This window comes from Mesorhizobium sp. WSM4822, assembly GCF_055811155.1.
Window position 1 is genome coordinate 160169 of record NZ_JBVVQM010000008.1, and the last position, 14839, is coordinate 175007.

The following is a 14839-nucleotide window of genomic DNA, read 5'->3' on the forward strand; positions in this document are numbered from 1 at the left end:
GGCGAATAGGGGTAGCGAATAGGGAAGAGAATGTTCGCTACTTCCTGCTCGCTCTTTCACCCAGGGGAGAAAGACAAATGTACGCAGTCAACTATCATCGCGCCGCCTCGGTCGCCGATGCCGCCAAGCTGATCAAGACCGGCGACGCCAAGCTGCTTTCGGGCGGTATGACGCTGATCCCGGCGATGAAGACGCGGCTTGCCGCGCCGTCCGACCTTGTCGACCTGTCGCGGATCACGGAGCTGCAGGGCGTCACGGTGTCGGGCAAGAACGTCACCATCGGCGCTGCCACCACGCATAGTGCTGTTGCCAATGACGAGAAGCTGAAGAAGGCCTGTCCGGCGCTTTCCCATCTGGCATCGCTGATCGGCGATCCGGCGGTGCGCCACAAGGGAACGATCGGCGGCTCGATCGCCAACAACGATCCGGCGGCCGATTATCCGGCGGCGCTGCTGGCGCTGGGCGCGACCATCGTCACCAACAAGCGCGAGATCGCTGCCGACAAGTTCTTCAAGGGCCTGTTCGAGACCTCGTTGAAGGATGGCGAGATCGTCACCGCCGTCACCTTCACCGCGCCGGCGAAGGCGGCCTATGAAAAATTCCGCAATCCGGCATCGCGCTACGCCATCGTCGGCGTGTTCGTGGCCAAGGGCAAGGATGGCGTCAGCGTTGCCGTCACCGGTGCCGGCGACGACGGCGTTTTTCGTTCGAAGGAGATCGAGGCAGCATTAGCCGGGAACTTCGCGGCCTCGGCACTCGAAGGGGTGAAAGTGCCGGCGAAGAATTTGATGACCGACATCCACGCCTCCGCCGACTATCGCGCCAATCTGATCACGGTGATGGCCAAGCGCGCGGTGGCTGCCGCCAACGCCTGATACGTCAGTTGTGGACACGGAGAAGGGGTCATGCGCCCCTTTTCCTTTTGTGGCGACCTGTAGTTGTCCAAACTTTTGATGGAATCGCCCTGCACCAATCGTTTGCCTGAGCAATTTCTTCCGCCGACACTTCACCTGGAACTGCACCGGCGGCAATCTCGCACTTGCACAAATCCATATTGCACTGCAATATGGATTTGGGCGGGAATGCGAGCCGGGTTCGAAATGTCGTGCCCTTTCGCATGCCTATTTGCGAGAGGATCGGCATGACCGACATTTCCGCGACGCATGTCGTTCCGTCCCGATCCGCCGCCGACAGATCAACCAGAACAAGACTGGCCTATCTCGACGGCTGGCGCGGGCTTTCGATCGCACTGGTGCTGATCGGCCATTTCTTTCCGGTTCCGGGAATCAATCTTGGCGTGCTGGGCGTCGAATTCTTTTTCGTGCTCAGCGGCCGGCTGATGGGCGAGATCCTGTTCATCGAACGCTACCCGCTGAAAAAATTCTTCAAACGCCGCTTCTCCCGCATCTATCCGGCTCTTCTGGTCTTCGTAGTCGTCGCGATGATTGCGCTGTCCGGCACATTCATCGCCTTCAAATGGAAGGCGGCGCTGACGGCGCTGACATTCACCTACAACTATGCCGGCATTCTCGTGACGCGGGCAGGGGCGCTCGACCATATCTGGTCGCTCTGCATCGAGGAGCACGCCTACATCATCCTGGCGCTGATCAGCGTCATCGTCTCAAGTCGCTCTCGCGTGGTCGTGCTGCTCCTGGCGCTGGCCTTGCTGGCCATGGCCAATGGCGCGGTTTCGTACTGGGTCTTCGGGATGGACTACGAAACCACTTATTGGCGCACCGACGTGCACATTGCGTCGATCCTGCTGTCGGCTTCGATCTGCCTGCTGAAGGCCGACGGCATGCTGCCGGCGTTTTTGAGAGGCAAGCATGTGGCCCTGGTGGCGACGATCTGCGCCGTTGTCCTGTTCCTGGATCAGGTGCCGACGCCGATCCACTATCTCTTCGCGGTGCCGCTGCTGGCTCTGGCCGTCAACGCACTCGATTTCAGCCCACGGTATTTTTCCGGATTGCTGTCCTCCTGGCCGATGGCGACGCTGGGTCTGTGGTCGTATTCGCTCTATTTGTGGCAGCAGCCGTTCTACAAATTCGTCTATGAGCAAGGCAGCGCGCCGATCCCGATGCTGGCCGCGGTCTTCGCTTGCGCGGCCTGCAGCTATTACCTCATCGAGCGCCCGGCGCGCGAATGGCTCAACCGCAACTGGTGAGCAACAGGGCGTTCAGGCCGTCTTGTGGCGCGCCCGCCCTCTCTATGCCTGCAGCGATCTGACGTAATAGCGGACTGCTTTCTTGCCGCCGTGGATGACGGCGTCGCCGGCCTCAGTGAAGCCAAGGGTGGCGTGAAAGGCATCCGAGGCAGGGTTCGGCGGGTCGGTGTTGACTTCGCAGGTGACCAGATTGTAGCCGGCGCGCTCAACATGGCCGAACAGATCCTGATAGAGCCGGCGGGCATGGCCTCGGCCGCGCGCGTGCGCCGCCACGACAACCCGGTCGACATAGACGAAGCGCTCGTAGCGTTCGTGAAACCAGAGGAAATTCGGGCTGTCGTAGCGGGCGTCCTGGTCGAAGGTCATGATGAAGGCTTCGAGATCGCCGATGCGCCTGGTGTAAAACGCTTCGCCAAGCAGGAAGGACAGCCGCTCAGCCTCCAGCCACGACAGTTCTGCGGCATGCTCGTTGTTGAGCGCCAGGATCGCCGCTTCGTCTGCGGCCGATACACGGGCTATCGGGGCAGGGGTCGAGGTCATGCCTTGGCTGCCGCGATCGTTGCCGCCACCAGCGGTGTGTCGGTGAGCGTGTTGCGGTATTCGCGATCGAGATCGGAACCACCCATGCCGACATGGGGATTGCGGTAGTCCATGGCACTCGGCACATCCTTGAGGGCGGCAAAATGCATTTCGGACAGGCCGGTTTTGCTGCGCACTTCGGCAATGTTGTGCAAATCCAGTCCGCCGCAGCCGAGGATGACGATGCGCTCGCCGGCCTGCCGCACCAGATCCGCCAACAGCGGCAAGCCTTCGATAGCAGTGTCACGCTGGCCGCTGGTCAGCACGCGGCCGACCTTGCTGCGGATCAGCGATTCGAGCGCCTCGGCCGGGTCGCGCGTCATGTCGAAGGCGCGATGACAGGTGACGTTCAAGGGGCCGGCCGCCTGCGTCAGTTCGCTCATGCGCGCCTCGTCCATGGTGCCATCGGCGTTCAGGCAGCCAAACACCACGCCGGGCACGCCGAATTCGCGCAATGCCGAGACATCGGCCAGCATCGAGGCGTATTCGGTCTCACTGTAGAGAAAATCGCCGCCGCGCGGCCGCACCATAACGTGAAACGGCACACTTGCCTGCTCGAGGGCGGCGCGGACCGTGCCGAGGCTCGGCGTGATACCGCCTTCGATGAGGCTGGCGCATAGTTCGACCCGGTCGGCGCCGGCGGCTTGCGCCGCGAGAAGGCCGTCAATGCCTTCGACACAGATTTCGATCAGCGGAAGGCGGAGAGCTTTGGTCAAGGGGCGATCCAGTCCATGATTTCTCGCCAGCCCTAGCACCGGGCCGGTCGCAGCGAAAGCGCGAACAGCCTTCCGCCTTCGGGCACGGACTTAGCGGTTATTGGCGCAATTCCGTATTCTTGGCGCCTTGCTCGACCTGATCGATCACAAGAAGCTTCACCTCTACATCCCCGATATTGGTGGCCTGATGCCACTGGCCGATCATTTCGATGATGAAATCGCCAGCCTTGTAGGTGTTGCTGATGCCGGTCTCGACATTGGTGACCTTCAGCGTGCCGGCCTGGACATAGGCGTAGCGCGGAAAGGGGTGCCTGTGGACCGGCAAGGTCGCGCCCGACGCGATGTCGTAGGTCGAGACCAGCACCTGCACGTTCTTCTGCGGCAACGTGATCGGTTGGCCGGACGCGGTCGTCGTGCGCGACGCAAGAGGTGTCACGACGACAGGCGTGCCGCTGCTGTCCAGCGCGTGGGCCGGGTTCGCGGAAAAGGCCACCGCGAGCAGCAGTCCGGACATCAAAATTTTTCGCATGATTTGCTCCACCCCTGGCGTCAACATCGCGCAGCGGCCAGCAGCACGCAAGGCAGCGCCTTGGGCACCTGCCTGCCGGCCAGAAAATTTTTTACGCCCCTCTTGACGGAAAAAAACAGGATTACCAGATCGTTTTCCGTCGAGGCTTCGGCTCGACATACTGGCGTCGCAGCGGCGCTGCGACAGCCTCGTAACCCATGTTGCTTCACGGAGGATATGGCTATGAGAAGCTTTGATTATACCCCTCTTTACCGCACAACGGTCGGCTTCGACCGTCTCTTCGATATGCTCGAAAAAAGCGTGCGCTCTGACTGGCCTCCCTACAATATCGAGAAGATTGGCGAGCACGACTATCGCATTACGATGGCTATCGCCGGCTTCGCTCTCGATGAGGTCGAACTCATGCAGAACGGCCCCGAATTGTCTGTCATCGGCCAAAGGAAACCCGACCAGGAAAATCGGGAGGTCCTTCATCGCGGCTTGGCGACGGGCAACTTCAAGCAGGTGTTCAAACTTGCCGACCATGTAAAGGTCAAGGCGGCCAACCTCGAGAATGGCTTGCTGTTGGTGGACCTGATCCGCGAAGTGCCCGAGGAACTCAAGCCTCGGCGCATTGAGATAGGGTCCGAAGCCAAAGCGGTTTCGCTCGAGCAACCCGGCAAGAAGCAGTTGATCGATTCGGATGCGGAGCCTCAGCGCGAGGTCGCCTGATTCCTGGAACCTAGATCTACGGTCCGCCTCCCGGTTCGGCCGGGAGGCACAGATCGCGGAGAATGGAGATGAGAACCGAAACCTACAGTTTTCACCAACCCGAACCGAAAAATTCTGCCGCGGAACCCGCTGGGTTGCGGACGCCGGATGATGTTCTGAACGAGGAGACGATGACGATCGGTGCAAAGCGGGCTTTGCTCGCATTCTGGGCTTCCGACATTCATGCGGTTCCTGACAATCCCGCGTTGCGGCAATTGGACAACGGCGCCATCGTGGAAGTCAGCGACATACTCCGCGGCCTCCGCGTCCTGGACGAATCCGGGCGGGAAACGCGTTTTTCAATGTTGCCGTCAGCCGTCAGCCTGTCTTTCGACCGGCGCCGCAGGAAGAGCCGTCTCGGTTGGATGCGGCACCCCTGGCGAGATGACGACGATGATCCGCCGCCAATCCCGGCCTTTGCAACGGTGCCGCCCGGGCGTGGAGGTGGCGGCATGTTGGCCGAGCCGGAGCATGCAATCGCATGATTTCCCGAACCACAACAACCCACCGTGCCGAATGGAGGATTACATGAGTGACAGGACGTTCGACCAACCGGTCCTGGTCAAGAATGGCGAGTTCATTCAAGAAATAGGGTGCCTCGACGACGCGTTCGACTTCTTTGACGAGTGGCCAAGGGAACGGCGGGGTCCGATTTTCGAAACGGCCTTTCGAGCCTGCCAGCGTGCTCACGACGGCCAGGTTCCGCTGACGGTGGCGCGCGATGCCGTCGCCGGCTTCGCAAGATCCGTCAAGATCCTGCAAGACCCGCTTGCTCAATTCCCTTGGATGGACGGCACAAGGTCAGGTCGCGGCGGGGTTACCGCTTAGCCTTGATAGGGGCGGCGCCGCCAGGATGGCCCGCTGCATCGTCGTCGTTCACATCGCTACAAGGTGAACTGCCCTACCATCTCACCTTGTAGTGGGGCGGCTCGATCGTTTGTTCGAACTCCTGGTGCGGTTTTTGGCGACTGGCTAGGTCAGCCTCGCAACAGTCAGCGCTAATATAATGTTCGAAGCGTCGCCACAGGAGGTTCAAATGGTTTCCGCTATCGCAAGTCAACATCCGCATGTCCCGGAAAAACAAACGGCAGTGGGGAAGTCGCAAACCGGCGAAGGATTTTCGCCGGGCCGCAGCGCGGACGCCGTGGGACATCTGGCCAAAATCATGGTTGCCGCAGGCGGCGATATGGATGCTGGCGCGCAAGGCCGCGCGGCATCCAAGATTGCCAGGATGGACATCACGGTTCTGACCGCACCACCCGTAGAAACACCAACAGAGTAAGATATGCTCGTTCGGGCGCCTCCGCGCCGTCATCAGCGGCATGGGCCGCTCTCGCAGATTACGCCACGGCTCTCAGCGGAGGCTCCGCCATCGTCCCCAGGCCGTCGCATTCCGCGCAGGCGCCCGTCTTTCCGGGGCAGCCACCCCGATGGGTCCCCTGCGGGCAGCAGTGCCCGTTTGACGCGTGCCACTTGGAGCAGTCGAAAACCCTGCCGCTGCCATGACAGCGCGGGCATTCCATATTCGATGAAATCATACCAATTCTTGCCCAACCCAAACGCACTCGCCCTGCGCCGCAAGTAACAGAAATCATTGCGCTTTCAAGCACATTGCCCTGACTTAAATTGGGGGGATCGACGGATGGCCGGCATCGATGGCAAGCTATTGTTGCGCCGCAATTACGTTCCCCGTGAAGATCTTGCTCGCCACAAGCCGCGTTGGGCATTGGCCGGCAATAATAGGCTGCGCCGGCTTGTCCCGTTCGTTCTCGGCGGTCACGGCAACTGCGTCATCGGGCTGCGCGTTGGCGGCCTGGGTGGCCGTGGACGCGAAGAGGACCGTCTGGGTGATGAGAGCCGAAAACGCGGCAACCTGGACCAGCACGGCGGCGAGGGCGATCTTCTTCAGCATGCGAGAAAACGCTCTTCGATGTTCCCGGTTCCCCACGCATTCAGGTTTTCTGCTCGCTACGGAACAAGAGACCGGCAGGGCGGTTAACTCGATTATGCCAAGCAAGATCAAAGAGCCACCATCGACGCCCGCACCGGAGAAGGTACCTGTGCAACGCCGGGACAAAGAAGCCCCGCCCGAGCTTGAGCATGTCGACCCGCCACCCCGAGATGTGCGAGAGGCACCGGCACCCAACCCGAACGGCGACAAGAGATGAGATCGCCGAGATCGCAGCAAGGCCTTATGCCTGCTCGCGCGAACCTTCCCGATGCCGCGGCGTCATTGAGAGCGCTGGACAGCGGCGCCAGGTCAAGTTGAGAATCAACCTGCTGATCGCGATTTTGCAGACATGCCATAGATCAGCCCCTATGGGCGACGTGACCGTCTCAAGGCCTTGAAAAATTTGGCTCCCCGGGCCGGATTCGAACCAGCGACCAACCGGTTAACAGCCGGTTGCTCTACCACTGAGCTACCGGGGAACGGATGCTCTTATGTGAGTGGCGCAGCCTATAGCTGCCCTTTTCGGCTTTGCAAAGAAGCTTTTCACATTTTTCCGAGGCTTTTTCGCGCAGGCCTTTCTCGCAATCGTCGACGGTTGCCCTCATATTAGCCGTCTTGGCAGGGATATGGAACCGAAAGCGCGGCGGCGGCTTTGGTTCCAGCATGCTTGCGAAAAATCAAACGGGTCAATTTTTCGAGACGATGACAGCACAAGACAACCAGATGCCGGCGCGGAAAATCTCCGTTTTCGGGCGCGAGTTCAAAATGCCGCGCTCGCGCGGGCTCAGAATCACGATCGGCATCCTGCTGACCATCGGCGGTATCCTCGGTTTCCTGCCGATCCTCGGCTTCTGGATGGTTCCGCTCGGATTGCTGGTGCTGTCCTATGAATTCGCCATGGTTCGCCGTCACCGGCGTCGCTTTGTCGTCTGGTGGGAACGGCGTCGCCGGCCCGATTGACCGCCGATAGCGCAGGGTGGGTGTTCAACGGGCGGCGTGTTCTTCCAGTGCCTCATGGATCTGCTTGAGAATCGCCGCGGCCGAGGCAAGCCTTGCCCTGTCGTGCGGCGACAGGCTGTCCGCACCTTCGGTGGACAGACGGTCGATTGCGTAATGCAGAAGCTCTCCGCATTGTAGCAGGGACAGGCCGGACGAGGCACTCGTATTTGCTGCCATTGTCCGGCGCATGGCTCTTCCTCCTGCCATGTCCAACGCACGGGCCGCCGATGAGTTTCTCCTCCGGGCAGGCTATGCTTAATTGTCCGCTAATGGAGCGGTCAGGCCCGGTCCGACGATTTGCCGGATGCCGTCCGGACTGACGCGAGGAAACCGTTCGGAATGCACGGTGGCCGCTTGACGGCATTTTCGCCGCAACCTATTGGAACCGGGTGGAACGCCGGGAGCAATGAGGCCTCGTGGCGGAGTGGTTACGCAGAGGACTGCAAATCCTTGCACCCCGGTTCGATTCCGGGCGAGGCCTCCAATGCCCGGGCCCCCGCGCGGCAGCGCAGGGGCCTGAAGTTCCTGACACAATGGACCGCGGTTCTGGCGCGGCAAGCGGATTGGTTGGGACATGAGCGCTGATTTCTCCGAACTACGCGTCAAGATGGTCGACGGCCAGGTCCGCACCACCGATGTGACCAGCGCGCCGCTGCTTGATGCAATGCTTGTCATCCCAAGAGAGATGTTTGTCGGCGCCGCCCAGCGCGATCTCGCCTATATCGACGAGGACATCCGCATTGCCGCCGGCGCGGACGGCGCACGCTACCTGATGGAAGCATCCCCGTTGGCCAAGCTTATCCAACTGGCCGAGATCAATCCGACCGATTCGGCGCTCGATGTCGGTTGCGGAACCGGCTACGCCTCGGCCATCCTGTCGCGGCTGGCCAGGTCCGTGGTGGCGCTTGAGAGTGATTCGGCGCTGGCGGAAACCGCCAGATCGACGCTTTCGTCGCTGGGCTGCGGCAATGTGACCGTCGTCCAGGGTGCGCTGCCGCAAGGGCATGCCGCCCAGGCGCCTTATGACGTCATCCTTGTCGGCGGCAGCGTCGCGGAAGTCCCTGTGACGCTGCTGGACCAGCTCGCCGAGGGCGGCCGCCTTGTCGCCGTCGAAGGGCAGGGCAATTCCGGCGTGGCTCGTCTCTTTTTCAAGGCCGGGGGGGTTGTAACCGGAAGACGGGCATTTAATGCGGCAATTAAGCCACTACCGGGGTTTGAACGCATTCGTGCTTTCGAATTCTGAATGATTTGGCCTTGCAGCAGAGGCTTTGTCATGGTCGCTTGCATTTGAACGATCGCTGCTGATGCCAAACTGGGGGCACTTTGGGGTGAGCAGCAGGGAACATCGAACACGCGGCGCCGGCTGATCTATGAGAGAAGCAGGCGCGGCGCGGTTCCCATGGAAAACGAATGAGGGTTTAACCGTGCCGTCTTTACGCAAGTCACTTTTCACCGCCGTCCTCGTTTCGGCGACCATGCTGTCCCCACTGGCCGCTTCAGCCGAAACCATCTCCGGCGCGCTTGCAAAGGCCTACCAGTACAATTCTTCGCTGAATGCATCCCGCGCCGGCGTTCGCGTCACCGACGAGGGCGTCGCCATCGCCAAGTCGGGCTACCGTCCGGTTGTCACCGGCTCGGCGAATATCGATTATTCGAGCAGCCATCTCAACGGCACCAATTCAAGCGTGCGGCTGACCACCGGCAATTTTGGCGTCCAGATCGACCAGACGCTGTTCGACGGCTTTCAGACCAGGAACAATGTCGCTGCCGCCGAAGCGCAGGTCCGGGCTTCGGTCGAAAGCCTGCGCAACACCGAAGAGGGTATCCTGTTCAGCGCGGCCCAGGCCTATATGAACGTGATTCGCGACCGGCAGGTCGCCGTGCTGACCGAGCAGAACCTGCAGTTCCTGACCGAAACGGCGCGCGCGGCGCGTTCGCGTTTCGAGGTTGGTGAAGGCACGCGCACCGATGTCGCGCAGGCCGACGCTTCACGCGCCGCCGCGGTGGCATCGCTGAGTGCTGCCCGGGCGCAGGCGCTGGCAAGTGCGGCGCTCTATCGCCAGATCGTCGGCGACGAGCCGGGCAAGCTCAAGGGCGCTTCGCCGGTGGCAAAGCTGTTGCCGTCGAGCCTCGCCGCCGCCGTCGGGGTGGCCTCGAACGAGCATCCGGCCATCCTTGCCACGCAGCATCTGGTCGACGCCGCCGCGTTTTCGGTGAAGTCGGCCGAAGGCGCGCTGTTGCCGCAGCTGTCGGCTTCCGCCGGCGTTTCGAGCGCCTATCGCAATACCTCGCCTTTGCCAGGCGTCGGTTCGCAGGATGGCACGACCAATTCAGCCAGTGTCGGGGCAACGCTGACCATCCCGATCTATTCGGGTGGCCGCACCTCGGCGATCGTGCGTCAGAACAAGGAATCACTCAGCCAGGCCCGCATCCAGGTCGACGTCAGCCGCGACCAGGTGCGCCAGGCCGTCACCGCCGCCTGGACCGAGTATACCGCCGCGCAGCAGCAGCTGACGGCCAACAGGCAAGTGATCGAGGCCGCGAAGCTGGCACTGAACGGTGTCATCGAAGAACGCAATGTCGGCCAGCGCACCACGCTCGACGTCCTCAACGCACAGGCGACGGTCATCACCGCCCAGATCAACCAGGCCGGTTACGAACATGATGTGGTGGTGGCGAGCTACGCCATCCTGCAGGCGACCGGCCGTCTGTCCGTCGACCGCCTTGGCTTGCAGGTAGCGAAGTACAAGCCTGAAGAGCATTACAACGCGGTCAAGGACAAGTGGTACGGCCTGCGCACGCCGGACGGCCGCTGAGGCGTTCTGCCAGGACTGGCCGTGTTCCCCGTTTGAGCAGGATCTTTCGCACTCGGGTTCAGATTGCGCTAATCTGTTGAAATCCCACAAGTCCCCAGATTGGGGATTCTCGTGCGGCGATCCGTCGGTTACGCTGTCGCCATGATTCGATCCGGCTCTGCCGGAGCGGAAACCCACAGGGGTCACAAAGGCGGCGGATGTGACGATGGCAACGGCAAGCAGCGCACAGCGCGAACCTTCCATGGAAGAGATACTGGCTTCCATCAGGCGGATCATCGAAGACAGCGACGGCGGCCGCAAGCAGCCGGGCGACGCCGATGAGCTGAGCCAGGATCTGGAGCGCGCGTCGAGCGCCTATGCGGCCCCCGACGTGGAAGCATTCCGTGCCGACCTGCATGCCGCCCCCGAAGGCAGGAAGCCAGTCACGCTGGCGGAAGTCCAGGCACAGTTGCCGGCGGCCGAGCCGGTGGTCGCGCGCATGGAAACGCCTGCGCGCCCCGATCCCAGCCCGGCAAAGCCATCGATGACACTTGCCGAAGTTAGCGCCCGCGTCGCCGCCGAGCCAATCACGGTTGAATCGCCGGGATCGCGTCCTGTCGCCGACGCTTCCATCGCCGATTGGCGTCGTGAGATCGCCGCGGTCGGTGAGCAGGCGAGGGCGGTGTCGGACCGGAGCGAGGCACGCAAGACGGCTGCCCAGCCGTCCGTGGAGACTCCAAGGGATGAACCGACCGCGAAAGTAGCCGTCGAACCCGAGCCGTCTCGTCCGGATGCAAGCGTGGTGCGGCCGGTGGCGGCCAGCGACGCGCCGCGTCCGGCGATCGTTTCCGAGCATACCGGCCGTCAGGTCGCGGCTGCCTTTGGCGAGCTTTCCGATGCGTTTGCCAGCCGCAGCAAGAAGACATTCGACGAGATGGCCGAAGAGATGCTGCGGCCGATGCTGCAGGATTGGCTGGACAACAATCTGCCGACACTGGTCGAAAGACTGGTGCGCGAGGAGATCGAGCGCGTGGCGCGCGGGGCGCAGTAGCTCCCCATGCCGATTGCCAGAGGAAACGGCGCCTTCGTGGCGCCGTTTCTTTTGGTGAGGTCAGTTTGTTGGCAGGACGGCGGATCGCTTTCCGTTGAAATGACCAAGGCCGCGCCTATCTGGTTGTGAGGGTCCGAGACAGCCCTTGCGGTTGACTTGGCCAAAACCTTCCGATTTACACCGGACCAGCAAAACTCCCGACAGCGCGGACCATTTTCCCATGCTTGAAAAGACCTACGACGCCAAAACCGTCGAGCCGAAGATCGCCAAAGTCTGGGAAGAGGCCGACGCGTTTCGCGCCGGTGCCGGCGCCGAGGAGGGGGCGGAAGCATTTACGATCGTCATCCCGCCGCCGAACGTTACCGGCTCGCTGCATATGGGCCACGCGCTCAACAACACGCTGCAGGATATATTGGTGCGCTTCGAGCGCATGCGCGGCAAGAACGTCCTGTGGCAGCCGGGCATGGACCATGCCGGTATTGCCACGCAGATGGTTGTCGAGCGGCAGCTGATGGAAAAGCAAATCCATCGCCGCGACCTGACCCGCGAGCAGTTTATCGAGAAAGTGTGGGAGTGGAAGGCCGAATCCGGCGGCGCCATCTTCAACCAGCTGAAGCGGCTGGGCGCCTCGGCCGACTGGTCACGCGAACGCTTCACCATGGACGAAGGCCTGTCCAAAGCCGTGCTCGAAGTGTTCGTCACGCTCTACAAGGAAGGGCTGATCTACAAGGACAAGCGCCTTGTGAACTGGGACCCCAAGCTGCTCACCGCGATCTCCGATCTCGAGGTCGAGCAGCAGGATGTCAACGGCAATCTCTGGCACTTCCGCTATCCCATAGAGGGCCAGGTCTTCGACCCGGAAAACCCAACAACCTTCATCACCGTGGCGACGACGCGCCCGGAGACGATGCTGGGCGACACGGCCGTCGCCGTGCACCCTGACGACGAGCGCTTCCGGCATCTGGTCGGCAAGAACATCGTCCTGCCGATCGTCGGTCGCAGGATTCCCGTGGTGGCGGACGAGTATTCCGATCCGGAAAAGGGTTCGGGCGCGGTCAAGATCACGCCGGCGCATGACTTCAACGACTTCGAGGTCGGCAAGCGCCACAAGCTGCCGGCGATCAATATCCTGACCATGGAGGCGGCGGTGAGCCTCAGGAACAATGAGGATTTCCTTGCCGGTCTCGAGGTGACGCCGGAGCGCCAGCTTGTCTGGGACGAACTTGATGGCCTCGATCGCTTCGTCGCGCGCAAGAAGATCGTCGAACTGATGGAAGAGGGCGGCTTCCTCGAAAAGGTCGAGCCGCATCGCCACGCGGTGCCGCATGGCGATCGCGGCGGCGTGCCGATCGAGCCGTTCCTGACCGAGCAATGGTATGCCAATGCGGCGGAACTGGCCAAGCCGGCAATCGCTTCAGTGCGCCAAGGTCGCACGAACTTCGTGCCGAAGAACTGGGAGAAGACCTATTTCGACTGGATGGAGAACATCCAGCCCTGGTGCATCTCGCGCCAGCTGTGGTGGGGTCACCAGATCCCGGCCTGGTACGGGCCGGACGGGCGCGTCTTCGTCGAGAAGACCGAGGAAGAGGCGCTGAGCGCCGCGATCGAATTCTATCTGGCGCTGGAAGGACCGTGGAAGGCCTGGGTCGAGGACAAGCTGGAGAACTTCAAGCCGGGCGAGATCCTGACCCGCGACGAGGATGTGCTGGACACCTGGTTCTCATCGGCGCTGTGGCCGTTTTCGACGCTGGGTTGGCCGGACGAGACGCCCGAGCTGAAGACCTACTACCAGACCGACGTGCTGGTGACAGGCTTCGACATCATCTTCTTCTGGGTCGCCCGCATGATGATGATGGGCCTGCACTTCATGGAAGAGGAGCCGTTCCACACCGTCTATGTCCATGCGCTGGTGCGCGACAAGAACGGGCAGAAGATGTCGAAGTCGAAAGGCAACGTCATCGATCCGCTCGACCTTATCGACGAATATGGCGCGGATGCACTGCGCTTCACCCTGACGGTGATGGCGGCGCAAGGCCGTGACGTGAAGCTCGATCCGGCGCGCATCGCCGGCTATCGCAATTTCGGCACCAAGCTGTGGAACGCGACGCGCTTCGCCGAAATGAACGAGGTCGCGCGCAATGACGATTTCTGGCTGAACGACGCCAAGCTGGCGGTCAACCGCTGGATCCTCACCGAACTGACGCGCGCGGCGCGCGAAATCACCGACGGCATCACCTCATACCGCTTCAACGAGGCGGCGGGTGCTGCTTACCGCTTTGTCTGGAACCTGTTCTGTGACTGGTATCTGGAATTGCTGAAGCCGGTGTTCATGGGCACCGACGAGGCGGCCAAGGCCGAAAGCCGTGCCTGCGTCGCCTTCGTGCTCGACGAGATCTACAAGCTGCTGCATCCGATGATGCCGTTCATGACCGAGGAACTGTGGGCGCAGACCGCTGGCGAAGGCAAGCAACGCCCCTCGCTGCTGTGCCACGCCGCGTGGCCGTCGCCGGACTTCGAAGACGCCGAGGCTGCAGCCGACATCAATTGGCTGGTCGATCTCGTCTCCGGCATCCGCTCGGTGCGCTCGGAGATGAACGTGCCGCCGGCAGCCATTGCACCGCTCGTCGTGGTCGGCGCCAACGCTGTGACACGCGAACGACTTGTCCGCGAAGAATCGGCGATCAAGCGGCTGGCGCGGGTCGGCGACATCTCGCTTGCCGATGTCGCGCCCAAGGGTTCGGCGCAGATCGTGCTCAACGAGGCGACGATCTGCCTGCCGCTTGGCAGCCTGATCGACCTCGCCGCCGAGGCCGCTCGGCTGCAGAAGGAACTGGCCAAGGTGACCGAGGAGATCGCGCGCCTGCACAAGAAGCTGTCGAACGAAAGGTTCGTCGCCAGCGCGCCGGCCGAGATCGTCGATGCCGAGCGTGAAAAGCTCGCTGAATACCGCGATGCGCAGGACAAGCTGTCGGTCGCGTTGGCCAGGGTTCGCGACGCCGGTTGAGGATAGATTCGCGAGACTTTAGCCCTCTCTAAAGTGCTGGTTTTTCGCGTTGAAAATCTGCATGCCGTTGCGTTAATATTGACGTAAACGGAAGTTTTAGCCCCATTGTTGCCATAATGTAACAATGGGGCTCCTGGAGCCCAAAAAAGGCCTGTTTTCGAGCCTTTTTGGATGGTTCTCTCTGTTTTTTGAGAGCCGCTCAGCCTTCACAGACCATTTTTCGGCTTTGCCGCACTAGGTTGCATTTCCTCGAAAATGCGCCTGGCCAATGCGTACATGTACGCCCGCGAATTCGTTGTTG

Annotated in this window: 16 protein-coding genes and 2 tRNA genes; 12 read left to right on the forward strand and 6 right to left on the reverse strand. The window is 61.7% G+C overall.

Features of this window, described 5'->3' with window-relative positions; genetic code table 11:
• Nucleotides 1-77 precede the first annotated feature (77 nt).
• Together AC0L3E_RS19665 and AC0L3E_RS19670 are read left to right on the forward strand one after the other, a co-directional pair.
• Nucleotides 78-875 carry an FAD binding domain-containing protein gene (locus AC0L3E_RS19665; protein ID WP_473605408.1) on the forward strand — a complete coding sequence of 266 codons (798 nt, stop codon included), beginning with the start codon at nucleotides 78-80 and terminating at the stop codon, nucleotides 873-875.
• Between the two features lie 266 nt (nucleotides 876-1141).
• A complete protein-coding gene (locus tag AC0L3E_RS19670; protein ID WP_127329571.1) occupies nucleotides 1142-2164 on the forward strand; it encodes an acyltransferase family protein in 1023 nt (340 codons plus the stop codon).
• A 42-nt stretch (nucleotides 2165-2206) separates the two neighbouring features.
• Here AC0L3E_RS19670 and AC0L3E_RS19675 read toward each other — a convergent pair whose 3' ends face one another.
• From AC0L3E_RS19675 to AC0L3E_RS19685, 3 genes are all read right to left on the reverse strand, one after another.
• Nucleotides 2207-2704: a GNAT family N-acetyltransferase gene (locus AC0L3E_RS19675; RefSeq protein ID WP_473605410.1), complete on the reverse strand. Its 498-nt coding sequence runs from the start codon at nucleotides 2702-2704 to the stop codon at nucleotides 2207-2209.
• Nucleotides 2701-3471: a copper homeostasis protein CutC gene (locus AC0L3E_RS19680; RefSeq protein WP_473605505.1), complete on the reverse strand. Its 771-nt coding sequence runs from the start codon at nucleotides 3469-3471 to the stop codon at nucleotides 2701-2703. The genes AC0L3E_RS19675 and AC0L3E_RS19680 overlap by 4 nt, the downstream gene beginning before the upstream one ends.
• 85 nt (nucleotides 3472-3556) lie before the next feature.
• Nucleotides 3557-3988, reverse strand: coding sequence for a cupin domain-containing protein (locus tag AC0L3E_RS19685; RefSeq protein ID WP_127322303.1), 432 nt, complete (start codon nucleotides 3986-3988; stop codon nucleotides 3557-3559).
• 222 nt (nucleotides 3989-4210) lie between these two features.
• Here AC0L3E_RS19685 and AC0L3E_RS19690 point away from each other — a divergent pair, with 222 nt between their 5' ends.
• From AC0L3E_RS19690 to AC0L3E_RS19705, 4 genes are all read left to right on the forward strand, one after another.
• The gene (locus AC0L3E_RS19690) at nucleotides 4211-4699 is read left to right on the forward strand and encodes an Hsp20 family protein (RefSeq protein ID WP_473605411.1); all 489 of its coding nucleotides are present in this window, start codon (nucleotides 4211-4213) and stop codon (nucleotides 4697-4699) included.
• Nucleotides 4700-4767: 68 nt separating this feature from the next.
• On the forward strand, nucleotides 4768-5223 hold the full coding sequence (locus AC0L3E_RS19695) for a hypothetical protein (RefSeq protein ID WP_256747584.1): 456 nt from the start codon (nucleotides 4768-4770) through the stop codon (nucleotides 5221-5223).
• Between the two features lie 43 nt (nucleotides 5224-5266).
• A complete protein-coding gene (locus tag AC0L3E_RS19700; protein ID WP_127268340.1) occupies nucleotides 5267-5566 on the forward strand; it encodes a DUF982 domain-containing protein in 300 nt (99 codons plus the stop codon).
• Between the two features lie 208 nt (nucleotides 5567-5774).
• The gene (locus AC0L3E_RS19705) at nucleotides 5775-6020 is read left to right on the forward strand and encodes a hypothetical protein (RefSeq protein WP_256747583.1); all 246 of its coding nucleotides are present in this window, start codon (nucleotides 5775-5777) and stop codon (nucleotides 6018-6020) included.
• Nucleotides 6021-6401: 381 nt separating this feature from the next.
• Here the strand turns inward: AC0L3E_RS19705 and AC0L3E_RS19710 are convergent, their stop codons facing one another.
• Nucleotides 6402-6650 carry a hypothetical protein gene (locus AC0L3E_RS19710; protein WP_256747582.1) on the reverse strand — a complete coding sequence of 83 codons (249 nt, stop codon included), beginning with the start codon at nucleotides 6648-6650 and terminating at the stop codon, nucleotides 6402-6404.
• A gap of 443 nt (nucleotides 6651-7093) precedes the next feature.
• Nucleotides 7094-7168, reverse strand: a tRNA-Asn gene (locus AC0L3E_RS19715).
• A gap of 223 nt (nucleotides 7169-7391) precedes the next feature.
• On the opposite strand from AC0L3E_RS19715, the gene AC0L3E_RS19720 reads away from it, so the two are divergent.
• Nucleotides 7392-7649 (forward strand): hypothetical protein, encoded by a 258-nt coding sequence (locus AC0L3E_RS19720; RefSeq protein WP_024503836.1) that lies wholly within the window; start codon nucleotides 7392-7394, stop codon nucleotides 7647-7649.
• A gap of 24 nt (nucleotides 7650-7673) precedes the next feature.
• Here the strand turns inward: AC0L3E_RS19720 and AC0L3E_RS19725 are convergent, their stop codons facing one another.
• Nucleotides 7674-7877: a hypothetical protein gene (locus AC0L3E_RS19725; RefSeq protein WP_473605412.1), complete on the reverse strand. Its 204-nt coding sequence runs from the start codon at nucleotides 7875-7877 to the stop codon at nucleotides 7674-7676.
• Nucleotides 7878-8098: 221 nt separating this feature from the next.
• Here AC0L3E_RS19725 and AC0L3E_RS19730 point away from each other — a divergent pair.
• The 5 genes from AC0L3E_RS19730 to AC0L3E_RS19750 all read left to right on the forward strand — a co-directional run bounded on the left by AC0L3E_RS19730 (nucleotide 8099) and on the right by AC0L3E_RS19750 (nucleotide 14538).
• A tRNA-Cys gene (locus AC0L3E_RS19730) sits at nucleotides 8099-8172 on the forward strand.
• 90 nt (nucleotides 8173-8262) lie between these two features.
• Nucleotides 8263-8931, forward strand: coding sequence for a protein-L-isoaspartate O-methyltransferase family protein (locus tag AC0L3E_RS19735; RefSeq protein WP_127267806.1), 669 nt, complete (start codon nucleotides 8263-8265; stop codon nucleotides 8929-8931).
• Between the two features lie 181 nt (nucleotides 8932-9112).
• Nucleotides 9113-10504: a TolC family outer membrane protein gene (locus tag AC0L3E_RS19740; RefSeq protein ID WP_127322716.1), complete on the forward strand. Its 1392-nt coding sequence runs from the start codon at nucleotides 9113-9115 to the stop codon at nucleotides 10502-10504.
• Nucleotides 10505-10709: 205 nt separating this feature from the next.
• Nucleotides 10710-11534: a PopZ family protein gene (locus AC0L3E_RS19745; RefSeq protein WP_127267804.1), complete on the forward strand. Its 825-nt coding sequence runs from the start codon at nucleotides 10710-10712 to the stop codon at nucleotides 11532-11534.
• Between the two features lie 220 nt (nucleotides 11535-11754).
• Entirely contained in the window at nucleotides 11755-14538 is a 2784-nt protein-coding gene (locus AC0L3E_RS19750; protein ID WP_128308161.1) for a valine--tRNA ligase, read from the forward strand.
• Nucleotides 14539-14839: the final 301 nt, after the last annotated feature.